Here is a 15,595-nt window from a genome sequence, read left to right as displayed (position 1 = left end):
TTCCTGCCTCTCAATCACTCGGACTGTTGATACTCCACCCGCTGCTCCAGTCCACTTTTCAGATGGTCGACCAGTTTCCTGACCTTAGGGGATAGATGGCGCTGTTGGGGATAGAGCGCCCAGACGGCGGTATGTGGCGGCTGGTGTTGCGTCAGCAACGAGCGCAATGCGCCGCTGCGCAGATGCTCCTGCACATAATAGTCGGGCAACTGACACAGGCCGAAGCCGCGCAGCGCTGCGTCCAATACCGCGCGACCACTGTTGCAGCGCCAGTTGCCCTGAATACGCACCGGTATTTCGCGACCGGACTCGAGAAAGGTCCAGGTATCGGTGCTGCCGATCAGGCAGTTGTGGCGGGGCAGTTCGGACAGGCTGTGGGGCGCGCCGTGGTGATCAAGGTAAGCGGGCGCTGCGCAGAGAAACATGCGCCGAGGTGCCAGCCGGGTGGCTACCAGGCGGGAGTCCTGCAGCCGCCCGAGGCGGATGGCCAGATCGAACTGGCCATGCAGCAGATCGACAGTCTGGTTGGTCAGGGCCATCTCGATGCGCAGTTGCGGATACTGCTGCATGAACTCGTTGACCAGCGGCATGATGAATTCCTCGCCATAGGCTACCGAACAGGTCATGCGCAGCAACCCCTTGGGCTCGCTGGAAAGGTCGGTGACCGCCTGGATAGCTTCGTCCCGCGCATCCTGCAGGTGCTGGCAATGCTGCAGGAAGGTTCGCCCGGCCTCGGTCAGGGTGACCCGGCGGGTGCTGCGATAGAACAGCCGGGTCTGCAGGCGATCTTCCAGCCGGGCTATCTGCCGACTGATATGGGAGGAGGAAACGCCGAGCCGTTGCGCCGCGCCGCTGAAGTGCCCCAGCTCGGCCACGCAGACGAATTCGTCCAGTCCGCTCCAACGACTCATAATGATTATCCCTGTATGGCAATAATGTTTTGTCTGGCGGTCTATTATCCACGCCTGGCTGGTCTACTACACTCCATTTCGTCATTCATTCATCTGGACGGAGATTCCCATGATCAAATCCCGCGCTGCTGTGGCGTTCGAAGCAGGCAAACCCCTGGAAATTGTTGAAGTCGATGTGGCGCCACCGAAGGCCGGCGAGGTACTGGTGCGCATCGTCGCTACCGGCGTTTGCCACACGGATGCCTTCACCTTGTCCGGCGATGATCCGGAAGGTGTGTTTCCGGCGATTCTCGGCCACGAGGGTGGTGGCATTGTCGAAGCGGTGGGCGAAGGTGTCACCTCGCTGGCCGTGGGCGATCACGTCATCCCGCTGTATACCGCCGAGTGCCGCGAGTGCAAGTTCTGCAAGTCCGGCAAGACCAACCTGTGCAGCTCGGTGCGCGAGACCCAGGGCAAGGGTCTGATGCCTGACGGCACCACCCGCTTCTCCTACCAGGGCAAGCCGATCTATCACTACATGGGCTGCTCGACCTTCTCCGAGTACACGGTGCTGCCGGAAGTATCGCTCGCTAAAATCCAGCCAGAGGCGCCGCTTGAAGAGGTCTGCCTGCTCGGCTGCGGCGTCACTACCGGCATCGGTGCGGTGCTTAATACTGCCAAGGTGGAGGCCGGTTCCTCGGTGGCAATCTTCGGTCTGGGCGGTATCGGTCTGGCGGCGATTATCGGCGCGAAGATGGCCGGCGCCAGCCGTATCATCGCGGTCGATATCAACCCCGACAAATTCGATAAGGCCCGCGAGCTGGGTGCTACCGAGTTCGTCAACCCGAAGGATCATGAACAGCCGATCCAACAGGTGATCGTCGAGATGACCGACGGCGGCGTGGATTACTCCTTCGAGTGCGTCGGCAATGTGAACCTGATGCGCGCGGCGCTGGAGTGTTGCCACAAGGGCTGGGGCGAATCCACCATCATTGGTGTGGCCGGCGCCGGCCAGGAGATCAGCACTCGTCCCTTCCAACTGGTTACCGGCCGGGTCTGGCGCGGCAGTGCCTTCGGTGGCGTGAAAGGCCGTACCGAGCTGCCCGGTTATGTGGAGAAAGCGCAGAAGGGCGAGATCCCGCTGAATGCCTTCATCACCCATACCATGGGCCTGGAAGACATCAACAAGGCGTTTGACCTGATGCACGAAGGCAAGAGCATTCGCTCGGTCATCCATTTCTGAGCCGATGGGGTGTCGAGCTCCATCTCGACACCCGCCTGGATCATTTTCAACGATTAAATCAGCGCTTCAGCTGAACAATCAGGAATCGACTCATGAACTCTTCCATTGAATTGCTTGCCGCCAACAAGAGTTTCGGCGGTTGGAACAAGCGCTATCGGTATCGCTCGTCAGTACTGGGTGGCGATACGGTGTTTGGTATCTACCTGCCGCCCCAGGCCGATCGGGGTGAGCCCCTGCCGGTGCTCTACTGGTTGTCCGGACTGACGTGTACCGATGAGAATTTCATGCACAAGGCTGGCGCCCAGAAGCTGGCAGCGGAGCTGGGCGTGGTCATCGTCGCGCCCGATACCAGCCCCCGTGGCGAGGGCGTGCCGGATGATCCGGACGGGGCCTGGGATTTTGGACTCGGCGCGGGATTCTACGTCAACGCGACGGAGCAGCCCTGGGCTGGGCATTACCGCATGTATGACCATGTCGTCAGCGAATTGCCGGCCGTGATCGAAGCGAACTTCCCGGTCTCGGACCAGCGCAGCATCAGCGGCCACTCCATGGGCGGCCATGGCGCGCTGATCTGTGCGTTGAAGAATCCGGGGCGCTACCGCTCGGTGTCTGCTTTCGCCCCGATCACCAATCCCATGGACTGCCCCTGGGGCCACAAGGCGTTCGGCAACTATCTGGGGGATGATCGGGAGCAGTGGAAGCAGTGGGACACCTGCGCGCTGATCGCCAATGCGCCAGAGCGGCTGCCATTGCTGGTCGACCAGGGAGAGGCGGATAACTTCCTTGCTGAACAGCTCAAGCCGGAGGCACTGGAAGCCGCTGCGGCAGCTGCCGGGCACCCATTGATCCTGCGCCGCCAGCCGGGTTATGACCATAGCTACTTCTTCATCGCCAGCTTTATCGATGATCATCTGCGTCATCATGCTCGGGCATTGGGCCGCTTGTGATTGCGATTTGTGGGGGAGTACAGGTTGGTCGGCACAACCCTGCCGACCAACCTGCCCGGAACCTTATATATGGCTGATGGTTTTAAACCCCTCAGCCACACAAATCCTCACCTCCTTTGCGCCGGGAACAGCCTGCCTGCGACCGTCGTGTCGCCAAGGATGGCGACCGCGAGCCTACATGGATGTATTTACGGCGTGTCGCAGGTAGGCTGTTCCCGGTGCAAAGGTACTCGCAATAGGAAGCGGCAACTAGTCGCGCCCCTTGGGCATGCACAAAACCCCGCAATGCTTCTGCCTGTAACCCGGACCCTGTAATATCCCCCTTCGTTTTTCAGTTCAGCAGGTATCCCATGCGCATTGGTCACGGCTACGACGTTCACCGTTTCGGTGAGGGCGATTTCATTACTCTGGGTGGGTTGCGGATTGCCCATGATCGGGGGCTGGTCGCCCATTCCGATGGGGACGTGGTACTGCATGCGCTGACCGACGCCATTCTCGGTGCGGCCGCGCTGGGTGATATCGGCCGGCATTTTCCGGACACCGATCCGCAGTTCAAGGGCGCCGACAGCCGGGTGCTGTTGCGCCATGCCCTGTCGCTGGTGCATGCCAAGGGCTGGCAGGTAGGTAATGTGGACGTTACCATCGCTGCCCAGGCGCCCAAGCTGGCACCGCATATCGAGACCATGTGCGAGCGGGTCGCGGCGGACCTGCAGGTGGTGCGCGATCAGGTCAATATCAAGGCCACCACCACCGAGAAGCTGGGCTTCGTCGGTCGTCAGGAGGGAATCGCCGTGCATGCGGTCGCCCTGTTGCTGCCGCGATGAGTATGGATGACAGCCAGTGGCTGGGGCCGCGTGGGCTGGGCGAGCCCTGCGGGCGGGCCGTTCTGAAGGCCCAGCCGGAAGACTTTCGGGTAACGGAAATTCTGGATATCGAGCTGAGCGGGCAGGGCGAACATCTCTGGCTGTTGATTGAAAAGCGCGACCTGAATACCGAAGAGGTGGCGCGTCAGTTGGCCCGGGCAGCGGGGATCAAGTTGCGCGATGTCAGCTACGCCGGCATCAAGGATCGTCGTGCGATCACCAGCCAGTGGTTCAGTCTGCAGTTGCCGGGCAAGGCCGATCCGGATCTGTCTGCCCTATGGGATGACAACCTGCGCTGCCTGGCCAGCCAGCGTCATTCCCGCAAGCTGCAACGCGGCGCCCACCGTGCCAATCGCTTCGTCATTCGCTTGAGCAGCCTGCAGGCCGAGCAGGAATCATTGGACGCGCGCTTGCAATGCATCGCCACCACGGGCGTGCCGAACTATTTCGGTCCCCAGCGTTTTGGTCGGGATGGCGGTAATATCGATCAGGCGCGCCACTGGGCCGAGCGCGGTGGTCTGCCGCCGGCGCGGGGTACTCGTTCACGGTTGTTGTCCACCGCGCGCAGTCTGGTATTCAACCGGGTTTTGGCGCAACGGGTTGAGAAGGGAAACTGGAACCATCTGGTGGAGGGCGACTGCCTGGCCTTCACTGACAGCCGCAGCCATTTTTCCGCGCAGCGACTGGCGGCAGATGACCGGCGCCTCGATGAGCTGGACGTGCATCCCACCGGCCCGTTGTGGGGGCAGGGCGAGCTGCCGACCGCGCAGACGGCGCAAATGCTGGAGCAGGCGGTGGCTGCGAGCGAACCGGTCCTGTGCCATTGGTTGGAAAGTGCCGGGCTTGAACAGCAGCGACGCATTTTGCGCCTCCCCATCAGCGGCTTGACGTGGCATTATCCCTCACCGGATTGCCTTGAAATTGAATTCACCCTGCCAACCGGCTGCTTCGCCACCGCGGTGTTGCGCGAGTTGCTGGTGCTGGCCGATGAGCCTGGCGGCGGACTGGAAAGTGAAACCTGATGCGTATTCTCATTGCCAATGACGATGGTGTGCTGGCGCCAGGGCTGACGGCCCTGCACGGTGCACTACACGATTATGCCGATTGTGTGGTGGTAGCCCCCCATGAAGACCGTAGCGGTGCCAGCAGCGCACTGACGCTGGATAAGCCACTGCGCCCCTTCTATCTGGAAAACGGTTTTGTCGGCCTTAACGGCACGCCCACGGACTGCGTGCACCTGGGGGTCAACTCGCTGTTCGCCGACAGCGTCGACATGGTGGTGTCCGGCATCAACCTGGGCGCCAACCTGGGAGATGACGTGCTGTATTCCGGCACCGTCGCCGCCGCGCTGGAAGGGCGCTTCCTGTCCCGCCCGGCCATGGCCTTCTCGCTGGTCAGTCGCCAGGCCGATAACCTGCCCGCTGCGGCGGCCATTGCCCGCCGTCTGGTCGAGGCCCATGATCAGCTTGAACTGCCGCCGCGCACCATCCTCAATGTGAATATTCCGAACCTGCCGCTGGAGCGCATCAAGGGCGTGGTGCTGACTCGGCTGGGGCACCGTGATCGCGCCGCCAAACCGGTCAAGTGGACTGATCCGCGTGGCAAGGAAGGCTATTGGATTTCCGTGGCTGGCGATGCCGAAGATGGCGGTGAGGGAACCGATTTCAATGCGGTCATGCAAGGCTATGTCTCGGTCACTCCGCTGCGTATCGACAAGACACACTATGAAGTCTTTGACCACCTGGATGGCTGGCTGGGCAAGTTGGGGATGACGAACGATGCGTGAGGATCTCTGGAAAACCGGGATCGGCATGACCTCTCAGCGTACCCGCGAGCGGCTGCTGGAGCGGCTGTTCGAAGAGGGTATCCGCAATCTCCATGTGCTCGAAGCGATCCGTCGTACCCCGCGTCACCTGTTCCTCGACGAGGCGCTGGCGCACCGGGCCTACGAAGATACCGCGTTGCCCATAGGCCACAACCAGACCCTTTCCCAGCCCTATATCGTGGCGCGGATGACCGAGCTGCTGCTTGGTGGCGGGCCGCTGGACAAGGTGCTGGAAGTGGGCACCGGCTCCGGCTACCAGACTGCGATCCTGGCGCAGGTGGTCGAGCGGGTATTCACCGTCGAGCGCATCATGCCGTTACAGGAGCGGGCCAAGGCGGTGCTCAAGGAGATCGACGTTCGCAATGTGGTATACCGGCACGCCGATGGCAACTGGGGCTGGCCGCAATACGGACCTTATGATGCGATTCTGGTGACTGCGGCGCCTGCCGAAGTGCCTACCGAACTGCTTGGACAACTGGCCGAGGGTGGCCGAATGGTGATTCCGGTGGGCGAGCATGAACAATTTCTCACCCTGGTGACCCGGGAAGGGGATCAATTCATCCGCCGGCAGGTCGAACCTGTACGTTTTGTCCCACTGCTGGCAGGAGCTATCAGCTTTTGAATCGTTTTTTCTCGGAGTACCTTCTGGTTTTTTTCAAGGGCATGGCCATGGGGGCTGCGGATGTTGTCCCCGGCGTGTCTGGCGGCACCATCGCTTTCATCACCGGTATCTATGACCGCCTGCTGGCCGCTATAGGCTCCTGCACACCGAACAAGCTGCTGTGGCTGCTGCGTGGAAGGGTCAGGGAAACCTGGCGATCCATCGATGGCAACTTTCTGGTAGCGCTGCTGGCCGGCGTTGCTACCAGTATTGCCACCCTGGCGAATCTGATCAGCTATCTCCTGGCAGAACATCCGGAACTGATCTGGTCGTTCTTCTTCGGCCTCATTCTCGTCTCCGTGTGGCTGGTCGGTCGGGAGATCCATCGCTGGAGCATCGGCGTCATCCTGATGCTGTTTACAGGGGCTGCTTTTGCCTACGTGATTACCGTGGCGGTGCCGTTGCAGTGGCCGGTCAACCCCCTGATGATCTTTCTGGCTGGCGCCATTGCCATCTGCGCGATGATCCTGCCCGGTATTTCGGGGAGTTTCATCCTGTTGCTGCTGGGCCTGTACACGACAGTGCTCGGAGCGATCAAATCCTTCGATGTGGCTCTGCTGACGATTTTCATCTGCGGTTGCCTGGTCGGCATTCTGAGTTTTTCGCGATTACTGTCCTGGCTGCTCCAGCATGCCAGGAACGCTACCCTGGCGCTGTTGACGGGGCTGATGATAGGGTCATTGAACAAGGTCTGGCCGTGGAAGCAGACGCTGACCTGGCGTGAGAACAGCCAGGGCGCGATGGAACCCATGCAGCAGACCAATCTGCTGCCGGGCAGCTACGAATCACTGACTGGCGCACCGTCTCACTGGTTGGGCGGACTGGCGCTGATGCTGGCGGCCGTTGTGGTGGTGCTGGGCCTTGAATGGATTGGCCAGCGGATGCGCCGGGATTGAACGCCGATTGGCTGGGGGGATGACCGTGAGGCAATGGAGCTATAGCAGCATCGCGTTACCTGCAGTCCTGCTTCTGGCATCGCTGCTGTCGGCCTGCGCCGGTCCCTCGGGCGGTGTTCCGGTCGATGACCGCAGTCGTGGCAGCTCCCGCGCCGAGCAGGTGACTTCCGGCTCCCATGTGGTCCAGCGCGGCGAAACTCTCTATCAGATTGCCTTCCGTTATGGCTGGGACTGGAAAGCCCTGGCCGCCAACAACAACCTGCGACAGCCTTTCACAATTTATCCTGGGCAGCGCATCAGCCTGGAAACGCGCTCGTCCGCTGTTGCTCGCGCGCCCACACGAACTCCACCGGCGGCCAGCCGACCCACCAGTTCGCCGCCGGTGCGATCAACCCCCGCACCGGCGCCTGCCCCGGTTAAAAGTGGTGCAGAGAAACAAACTGTTACAAATAAACCGGCATCCACACCTGCTCCTGCTGCGCTTACCGGCTGGCAATGGCCGGCCCAGGGCCCTTTAATAGCGCGTTTCCAATCGAACGCGAGTTTGAATAAAGGGATTGATATTGCCGGTCAATTGGGTCAGCCTGTTTTTGCTGCAGCAAACGGTTCGGTGGTCTATGCGGGGCGGGGGCTGATTGGTTACGGCGACATGATCATCATCAAGCATGACGACGATTTCCTCAGTGCTTATGCGCATAACAGCCGTTTGCTGGTAAAGGAAGGGGAGCAAGTCAGGGTCGGGCAGAAGATCGCGGAGATGGGGAGCAGTGGTACCGACAGGGTCAAGCTGCATTTTGAAATTCGACGTCGCGGCCAACCTGTGGACCCTCTCGGTTATTTGCCCAAACTGTGAACTAGCTCCAAGACAAAACAGTTTTAATGTTGTCATAGTTTCCAGGCAAACTGCAGGGAGCACTGGATTGGCGAAGCGGGGGTGCCAATCCCGGCGATAGTCAGCGGAGGCTGACACGCACCGGATTGCCTTTGTGCATCCGATCGTGTTTCGACTGAAGATGGGGCATGCAAATGGCTGTTAATAATAATGTGCCTGAGGATCTTGAACTGGTAGATCAGATCAGGCCGGACGAACCCGAGACCGCGGACGAACCGGATCGCGTTCGGGTGGCAACTCCTCGCAATCACAAGCGTGAAAATGCGTTTGAATTCACTCGGCAGCTTGATGCCACTCAGATGTATCTCAATGAAATCGGCTTCTCACCGCTTCTTACTCCCGAGGAAGAGGTCTATTTCGCGCGGCTGGCACTGAAGGGCGACGAAGCCGGTCGCAAGCGGATGATCGAGAGCAACCTGCGGCTGGTGGTCAAGATCGCCCGTCGCTACGTCAATCGCGGGCTGACCCTGCTGGATCTCATCGAAGAGGGCAACCTCGGCCTGATCCGGGCGGTGGAGAAGTTTGATCCCGAACGGGGTTTCCGCTTTTCGACTTACGCCACATGGTGGATTCGCCAGACTATCGAGCGGGCCATCATGAACCAGACTCGCACGATTCGTCTGCCGATCCATGTGGTAAAAGAGCTGAACATCTATCTGCGTGCGGCCCGTGAGTTGACGCAGAAACTCGATCATGAGCCGACCCCGGAAGAAATCGCCCAGTTGCTCGACCGCCCGGTCGAGGACGTCAAGCGCATGCTCGGGCTGAACGAGCGGGTAGCATCGATCGATGTTTCTCTGGGGCCGGACTCGGACAAGACCCTGCTCGATACCCTGGCCGATGACATGGCGCAGGATCCCTGTGAGCAACTGCAGGACGATGACCTCAACGCCAGTATCGACATGTGGCTGTCCGAGCTGAGCGAGAAGCAGCGCGAGGTGGTCACCCGACGTTTCGGTCTGCGCGGTCACGAAAGCAGCACGCTGGAAGAGGTAGGCCGGGAAATCGGTCTGACTCGTGAGCGGGTGCGGCAGATTCAGGTCGAAGCGCTCAAGCGCCTGCGTGACATCTTCGAGCAGCATGGACTGTCCGGAGAATCACTGTTTCAGTGACTCCCCGGCTCGCCCAGGGCACTCAACAGCAATCTAAAACGGGAACCTCAGGGTTCCCGTTTTAGATTGGCCAGCGCTGTAACGGCGTGTTCCCGGGGCCTGCGTTTTTCATGTTGCCGCTATCCCATTCTGTGCGAAGATAGCTCTGGCTGTGTTCAACAGCACCAAAAGGAGAGTATCGAATGGACTGGAGTCATCTTCCCACATTGCTGATTGTGGCGGCGCTGGTGGTTCTGTTGATCTACGCCGTCACCCTGTACAACCAACTGGTCAATATCAAGCACGCGGTCAGTCGCGCCTGGGCCAACATCGATGTGTTGCTGCGTCAGCGTCATGATGAACTGCCAAAGCTGGTGGAGGCCTGTCGGCAGTACATGCAATACGAACAGGGGACCCTCGAGAAGGTTATCAGCGCGCGCAACGCGGTCAGCCAGGCGCGTGATCAAGCCGATCTGAAGCGCCTGGGCCAGGCGGAAACGGCCCTGCGCAGCGGCCTGGGCCAATTGTTCGCCCTGGCTGAGGGTTACCCAGAGCTGCAGGCCAGTTCCTCGTTCCAGCATCTGCAGCAGCGTATCTCCGGTCTGGAGAGCGGCATTGCCGATCGTCGTGAACTGTATAACGCAGCGGTGAATATCAATAACGTGCGGATCGAACAGTTCCCGGATGTGTTGATCGCGCGGCTCTTCGCCTTTCGACCCGCTGAGTTGTTGCAATTCTCCGAAGCGGACAAGGCCGACGTGGATCTTCGCCAGTTGTTTTCATGATCGACCTGTACGGCATTTTTCTCATTTCCCGGGGCGCACACGCGGTGTTCACCGGCCTCAGCTCGGTGCTGGCACTGTGGCTGCTCTATCGTATGTTCAGCCGTCTGCGCCGGGCGCGCTGGGTCGAGGATACGCCGACCTCGAAAATCCGCTCTGCGGCCCAGGGCCTGGTCGAGCTGGTCGGGCAGGTAGAAGCGGGTGGGTATGCGCCCTTGTTGTCACCACTGGCTGGTCGCCCGTGTCTGTGGTATCGCTTCACCGTCGAAGAGCTGCAACGTCGGGGCCGAAATACGGAGTGGCGTACTGTCGAGCGGGGCAGCTCCGACCGACCTATCCTGTTGCGGGATGAAACCGGCAGCTGTTGGATCCAGCCTGCGGCCGCGGAGGTTCATCCTCGTCAGCGTCGGCGCTGGGAAGGCAATCGACGCTGGCCGTTGGGTAACGTGGTACAGACTGGCGTACTGGGCGCCTTGCTTGCTCGCCGCTATCGCTATACCGAAGAATGGTTGCAGGAAGGCGATCCGCTCTATGCCCTGGGCTGGTTTGAAAGCCGCGGCGGTGGGCGCGAGGCGACGGATGCGCAGTCAGTTGCACGACAGATCATCAGCAGCTGGAAGGCGGACTATCCAACCCTGTTGGCCCGGTTTGATCGCAATGCTGATGGCCAGCTTGATCCGGCTGAATGGGAGCGGGTGCGCGCCGCGGCAGCCCGGGAGGCGCAGCAGCAAATCCGCCGTGCGGGTGAGGCGCCAGCCGTGCACATGCTGGTCAAGCCGCCGCACAAGAACTTGCCCTTTCTACTGTCTGATCACCATGAAGAAGACCTCAGCCGCCGGTTGCGCCGTCAGTCGGGCTGGAGCCTGGCCGGCATGTTGCTTGCTGGTGGGTTGGCCGGCTGGCTTTGGCTGGCCCTGCTGCAATAGGCGGCCGCTGTTTCAGCCCCGGTAGTGCTCCCGTTCATAACCGTCCAGCCACTCGATGAGGGCGGTCGCGGTCAGCGGTCGACTATAGAAGTAGCCTTGGCCGACATCGCAGCCTTCGGCACTCAGGTAGTCTTGTTGTCCGGCTGACTCCACGCCCTCGGCGATCACCCGCATTCCGAGGTTGCGGCCGAGCTGGATGATAACTCGCACGATAGTCTGGTCGTCGGGGGCGGTGAGCAGGTCGCCGGTGAAGCTCTTGTCAATCTTGATCTTGTCCAGCGGCAGCCGCCGCAGGTAATTCAGGGAAGAATAGCCAGTACCGAAGTCATCCAGGGCAATCTGTACACCGATGCTCTTGAGCTCGTTCAGGTGCCGGGCGGCGGCGTGAATATCCTCCATCAGCCCGGTTTCGGTGACTTCCAACTCCAGGTTGGCGCGTGGCAGTCCGTAGCGTTGCAGCACCTGGGTCACCATCTCCGGCAGGTCGGGGTGGTGCAGCTGGACGGTCGACAAGTTGACCGACATGCGCAAATGCGTTCTGCCGGCCTCGTGCCAGTCTCGCAACTGTCGGCACGCCTGATCCAGCACCCATTCGCCGATGGCAATGATCGCTCCGCTCTGTTCGGCCAGCGGTATGAACAGGTCTGGCGGCACCAGTCCGCGTTCCGGGTGATGCCAGCGTACCAGGGCTTCGACGCCGACCACACGGTGGTCGGTCAGGCTGACCTGCGGCTGGTATACCAGATGGAGTTCATTGCGCAGCAAGGCATTGCGCAGGTCTGCGGCCAGCTCGCGACGGTCACGCATCTCGCTGTCCACGCTCGCGATGTAGAACTGATACCGGTTACGCGAGCGGGTCTTGGCCAGCATCATCGTCTGCTCGGCCTTCTGCAGCAGCTTGCCTGCATCCAGACCGTCGTCGGGGAACAGGGTGATGCCGATGGTGGCCTGGATCGCCACCTGGCTGTTGTTGACGGGGAAGGGCAGGCCCAGTTCATCGAGGATCTGCTGCGCCAGTTCAGCCACTTCATAGGGCTCGTCCACAGCGCCGACAACCAGTGCGAACTGATCACCGCCCAGCCGGGCAATACTGATCAGGCGCCCGCTGTGGGCGTGCAGTCGCTCAGCGACAGCTACCAGTACGCTGTCGCCGGTCTGATAGCCGAACCTGTCATTGACCTCCTTGAAGTCATCCAGCCCGCAACAGAGTACCGCGACGCCATGCTGGCGGCGTCGGGCCTCGGCAAGAATGCGCGCCAGTTGCTCCAACAGCAGGCTGCGGTTTGGCAGCCCGGTCAACTGGTCATGCCGGGCCATGTGTTGCATGTTGGCTTCGGCCTCATAGCGCTGGTTGCGGTTGCGTTCGATGGAGTGCAGCAGCTCGTTGATCTTGGTGATCCAGAGCCCCAGTTCGTTGCGCTCCTGACCTGGCAGCATGGGAATCATCATTTTTCCCGGCTGCTCGGGATTGATATGGGCGATGTAGTCGATGATGCGTGCCAATGGCCGGGTCAGCAGCACGTGATAGACAAGGTACAGTGCACCGGCCATGGCGAGGGCGCGCAATACCCCGGAGATGAGAATGATCAGTGAGTAGCGCAGGAATTTCTGACCGTAGGGTGCAGTCTCCAGAGTCAGGCGCAGCTCGCCATAATATTCGTTATAAGGTGCCCGCCCCCGTAGCGGAATGCTGAAACTCTGCTCGACGCCGAACAGCAGATCAGTGATGAAACGATAAGGGGGGGTGCTCAGTGGCCGTTTGCGACTGGCCAATGGCGGTTCATCTGGATGACCGATGGCAGCGAAATGGACGGCCTCGTTGGCGAACAAGCCTTCGATCACCTGGGTGGCCATTTCCTTGTCCAGGCTGAATATCGCCTGGCTCGCCGGGTCGTGGAACATGGCCAGGATCTGCTTGGCGTCCCGATTGATTGCCTCTCGTTCGATGCGCAGGTCGAACAGGATTTGCCCCATGCTGAGCAGCATTCCTGCCAACAGTGCCCACATCAACACCAGCTTCAAAAGCTTGATTGAAAGACTGTGTCGGCGGCTCACTTTCAACACATGTCGTCCTTTTCATTGTTTTCCGCATCATGCATCCGTAACTGATGCGGTGCAACTGCTGAGAACAAAACACCCCGCTCAAGGCGGGGTGTTTCACATCAGTCAGGCCGGGCTTCAGGCAGCGAGGTTCTTCGCGACGAAGTCCCAGTTGACCAGATTCCAGAACGCCTCAACGTACTTCGGACGCGCGTTGCGGTAGTCGATGTAGTAGGCATGTTCCCAGACGTCACAGGTCAGCAGCGGGGTGTCACCGGAGGTGATCGGGTTGCCGGCGCCGATGGTGCTGGCCAGGGCCAGGGAACCGTCTGCTTTCTTCACCAGCCAGCCCCAACCGGAACCGAAAGTGCCGATGGAGACCTTGCTGAACTCGTCCTTGAACGCTTCGAAGGAACCGAATGCCTTGTTGATTGCGTCGGCCAGTTCGCCGGTGGGCTCGCCGCCGCCATTGGGGCTCAGGCAGTTCCAGTAGAAGGTGTGGTTCCAGACCTGGGCGGCGTTGTTGAACAGGCCGCCAGAGGAGGTCTTGATGATATCTTCCAGGCTCTTGCCTTCGTAGTCGGTACCGGCGATCAGGTTGTTCAGGTTGACCACATAGGTGTTGTGATGCTTGTCGTGATGATATTCCAGGGTCTCGGCGGAGATGTGCGGCTGGAGGGCGGTCTTTTCATAGGGAAGTGCGGGCAATTCGAAAGGCATGGTCTCTCTCCATCTTCAGGTTATCGGGGTCGGTTCGGTATTGCGCAAGCCTGGCCGGGGTCTCCTCACGCCAGTCAATCACAGGCGCCGCCCCTGTTTATAACAGCCAAGATCATAGCATTCTGTTCCCGGGCTAGCCATGCCGCAAGCCTCAAGCGGGCCACACCAGTGACCAGGCCACTCTGAGCATCATGGCCGCGACACCGATATCGATCAGCCGCCAGGTCAGTGGGCGTTGCAACCAGGGCGCCAGCCTGGCCGCCCCGAGCGCCAGACTGAAGAACCACACCACGGATGCGCTGGCGGCGCCCAGTGCGAACAACGCCGGCAGGTCTTGCTGGGCGCCGACCGAGCCGATCAATACCAGGGTGTCGAGATAGACATGGGGATTGAGCAGCGTCACCGCGAGCGTGGTCATCAGCACCGCCTGACGCGAGCGTCGTGGCCGGTCAGGGTCCATGCCGACCAGGCTCTGACTGCCGAGGGCACGGCGCAAGGCCAACAGCGCATATCCGACCAGAAACAGGATGCCACCCCAGCGTGTGATTTCCATCGCCAGCGGATGCCTTTGCAGCAACGATGCCAGGCCAAAGGTGCCGGCGGTCACCAGCAATGCATCACAGGTCATACACACCACCGCTGCGCTCAGGTGATGCTCCCGCCGCAACCCCTGGGCCAGAACGAAGGCATTCTGCGCGCCGATGGCCATGATCAACCCTGCGGCCACCAGAAAACCGTTCATATAGCTGCCCATACCCTGCATGTCTGGCTCCGCCAAGAAGAAAGGCTGGCAGTCTGATGGGTGATCTAATATAAGAGAAACAAATATTGCTGATGGGATATAAAAATTACTCATGCTCGATTACAAGCTGTTGCAAGCGCTGGCCGCCGTGGTGGAGGAGGGTGGCTTCGAGCGGGCCGCGCGGGCGTTGGGGCTGTCCCAATCGGCGGTATCCCAACGCATTAAACTGCTGGAATCACGGGTAGGGGCGCCGGTTCTGCTGCGGGCTGTGCCGCCAGCGCCGACCGAGACCGGCAGGAAACTGCTCAACCATGTGCAGCAGGTGCGCTTGCTCGAGCGTGATCTGCAGCGGGATGTGCCCATGGATAGCGAAACTGATGCCGCCCCGCGATTGCGTATAGCACTGAATGCGGACAGTCTGGCAACCTGGTGGGCCGATGCGGTGGCCGATCTGTGCGAAGCGCAGAATCTGCTGCTGGAATTGCTGGTAGATGATCAGGATGTAGGACTGCGCCGCATGCGCGCCGGTGAGGTGGCCGGTTGTGTCTGCGCAACGGAGCAACCGGTGGCGGGCGCGCGTTCCTTATCGTTGGGCAGTATGCGCTATCTGGCGGTGGCCAGTCCCGCCTTCATGGCGCGGCACTTTGCTGAAGGCATCACTCCAGCGGCGCTGCGTCGGGCCCCGGCAATTGTCTTCGGTCCCGATGACCAGTTGCAGCATCGGTTTCTGGCCGGCTGCGGATTTACCGAGCGGTTTCCGCATCATTTATGCCCCTCGTCGGAGGGGTTCGTGCGGCTGATCGACTCGGGATTGGGGTGGGGCCTGGTACCGGCCTTGCAAATCCGCTCCGAGTTGGCCGCCGGCAGGCTGCAGGAGCTCCTGCCCGGCAATCAGGTGGAGGTACCGCTGTACTGGCATTATTGGCGCAACGGCGGACGATTGCTGGAGGCCTTGACCCACCAGTTGGCACGCACGGTGCTGCACTGACCCCAGAGGCGGGCACGGGTGGTCAGGCCGTTCCACAGCGCGCAGAATAGGCAGTGGTGAAAAATGCCAAGGCCGGAGAGGAACTCGGT

General features: G+C 60.7%; 16 protein-coding genes. 12 read left to right on the top strand and 4 right to left on the bottom strand.

Features of this window, described 5'->3' with window-relative positions:
- Nucleotides 1–14: 14 nt before the first annotated feature.
- Nucleotides 15–911 carry a LysR substrate-binding domain-containing protein gene (locus tag BM267_RS02165; protein ID WP_036988836.1) on the bottom strand — a complete coding sequence of 299 codons (897 nt, stop codon included), beginning with the start codon at nucleotides 909–911 and terminating at the stop codon, nucleotides 15–17.
- Between the two features lie 109 nt (nucleotides 912–1,020).
- Here BM267_RS02165 and BM267_RS02160 point away from each other — a divergent pair, with 109 nt between their 5' ends.
- The 11 genes from BM267_RS02160 to BM267_RS02110 all read left to right on the top strand — a co-directional run bounded on the left by BM267_RS02160 (nucleotide 1,021) and on the right by BM267_RS02110 (nucleotide 11,016).
- On the top strand, nucleotides 1,021–2,133 hold the full coding sequence (locus BM267_RS02160; protein ID WP_036988837.1) for an S-(hydroxymethyl)glutathione dehydrogenase/class III alcohol dehydrogenase: 1,113 nt from the start codon (nucleotides 1,021–1,023) through the stop codon (nucleotides 2,131–2,133).
- Nucleotides 2,134–2,225: 92 nt separating this feature from the next.
- Entirely contained in the window at nucleotides 2,226–3,080 is an 855-nt protein-coding gene (gene fghA, locus BM267_RS02155; protein ID WP_036988838.1) for an S-formylglutathione hydrolase, read from the top strand.
- Nucleotides 3,081–3,430: 350 nt separating this feature from the next.
- A complete protein-coding gene (gene ispF, locus BM267_RS02150) occupies nucleotides 3,431–3,904 on the top strand; it encodes a 2-C-methyl-D-erythritol 2,4-cyclodiphosphate synthase (RefSeq protein WP_036988840.1) in 474 nt (157 codons plus the stop codon).
- Nucleotides 3,905–3,906: 2 nt separating this feature from the next.
- Nucleotides 3,907–4,965, top strand: coding sequence for a tRNA pseudouridine(13) synthase TruD (gene truD, locus BM267_RS02145; RefSeq protein WP_036990079.1), 1,059 nt, complete (start codon nucleotides 3,907–3,909; stop codon nucleotides 4,963–4,965).
- On the top strand, nucleotides 4,965–5,729 hold the full coding sequence (surE, locus tag BM267_RS02140; RefSeq protein ID WP_036988841.1) for a 5'/3'-nucleotidase SurE: 765 nt from the start codon (nucleotides 4,965–4,967) through the stop codon (nucleotides 5,727–5,729). Before truD ends, surE begins: the two co-directional genes overlap by 1 nt.
- Entirely contained in the window at nucleotides 5,722–6,390 is a 669-nt protein-coding gene (locus BM267_RS02135; RefSeq protein WP_036988842.1) for a protein-L-isoaspartate(D-aspartate) O-methyltransferase, read from the top strand. Before surE ends, BM267_RS02135 begins: the two co-directional genes overlap by 8 nt.
- A gap of 41 nt (nucleotides 6,391–6,431) precedes the next feature.
- Nucleotides 6,432–7,325, top strand: coding sequence for a polyprenyl-phosphate transporter (locus BM267_RS02130; protein WP_074778732.1), 894 nt, complete (start codon nucleotides 6,432–6,434; stop codon nucleotides 7,323–7,325).
- Nucleotides 7,326–7,344: 19 nt separating this feature from the next.
- Entirely contained in the window at nucleotides 7,345–8,178 is an 834-nt protein-coding gene (locus BM267_RS02125) for a peptidoglycan DD-metalloendopeptidase family protein (RefSeq protein WP_036988843.1), read from the top strand.
- Nucleotides 8,179–8,345: 167 nt separating this feature from the next.
- Entirely contained in the window at nucleotides 8,346–9,329 is a 984-nt protein-coding gene (gene rpoS / locus BM267_RS02120; protein ID WP_412778936.1) for an RNA polymerase sigma factor RpoS, read from the top strand.
- A gap of 182 nt (nucleotides 9,330–9,511) precedes the next feature.
- Nucleotides 9,512–10,093: a LemA family protein gene (locus BM267_RS02115; RefSeq protein WP_036988844.1), complete on the top strand. Its 582-nt coding sequence runs from the start codon at nucleotides 9,512–9,514 to the stop codon at nucleotides 10,091–10,093.
- On the top strand, nucleotides 10,090–11,016 hold the full coding sequence (locus BM267_RS02110; RefSeq protein WP_051610732.1) for a GIDE domain-containing protein: 927 nt from the start codon (nucleotides 10,090–10,092) through the stop codon (nucleotides 11,014–11,016). The genes BM267_RS02115 and BM267_RS02110 overlap by 4 nt, the downstream gene beginning before the upstream one ends.
- Nucleotides 11,017–11,028: 12 nt before the next feature.
- Here the strand turns inward: BM267_RS02110 and BM267_RS02105 are convergent, their stop codons facing one another.
- The 3 genes from BM267_RS02105 to BM267_RS02095 all read right to left on the bottom strand — a co-directional run bounded on the left by BM267_RS02105 (nucleotide 11,029) and on the right by BM267_RS02095 (nucleotide 14,539).
- Nucleotides 11,029–13,077, bottom strand: a complete 2,049-nt coding sequence (locus BM267_RS02105) for a putative bifunctional diguanylate cyclase/phosphodiesterase (protein ID WP_074778734.1) — start codon at nucleotides 13,075–13,077, stop codon at nucleotides 11,029–11,031.
- 117 nt (nucleotides 13,078–13,194) lie between these two features.
- Nucleotides 13,195–13,776 carry a superoxide dismutase [Fe] gene (gene sodB, locus BM267_RS02100; protein WP_074778133.1) on the bottom strand — a complete coding sequence of 194 codons (582 nt, stop codon included), beginning with the start codon at nucleotides 13,774–13,776 and terminating at the stop codon, nucleotides 13,195–13,197.
- A 151-nt stretch (nucleotides 13,777–13,927) separates the two neighbouring features.
- Nucleotides 13,928–14,539: a LysE/ArgO family amino acid transporter gene (locus BM267_RS02095; RefSeq protein ID WP_074778135.1), complete on the bottom strand. Its 612-nt coding sequence runs from the start codon at nucleotides 14,537–14,539 to the stop codon at nucleotides 13,928–13,930.
- A gap of 91 nt (nucleotides 14,540–14,630) precedes the next feature.
- Between BM267_RS02095 and BM267_RS02090 the strand changes: the two genes are divergently transcribed.
- Nucleotides 14,631–15,506, top strand: coding sequence for a LysR family transcriptional regulator ArgP (locus tag BM267_RS02090; RefSeq protein ID WP_036988851.1), 876 nt, complete (start codon nucleotides 14,631–14,633; stop codon nucleotides 15,504–15,506).
- The last annotated feature ends 89 nt before the right edge of the window (nucleotides 15,507–15,595 follow it).

This window comes from Halopseudomonas bauzanensis (genome assembly GCF_900114735.1).
Taxonomy (GTDB): domain Bacteria; phylum Pseudomonadota; class Gammaproteobacteria; order Pseudomonadales; family Pseudomonadaceae; genus Halopseudomonas; species Halopseudomonas bauzanensis.
This window is presented reverse-complemented; position numbering and strand designations above follow the sequence as displayed.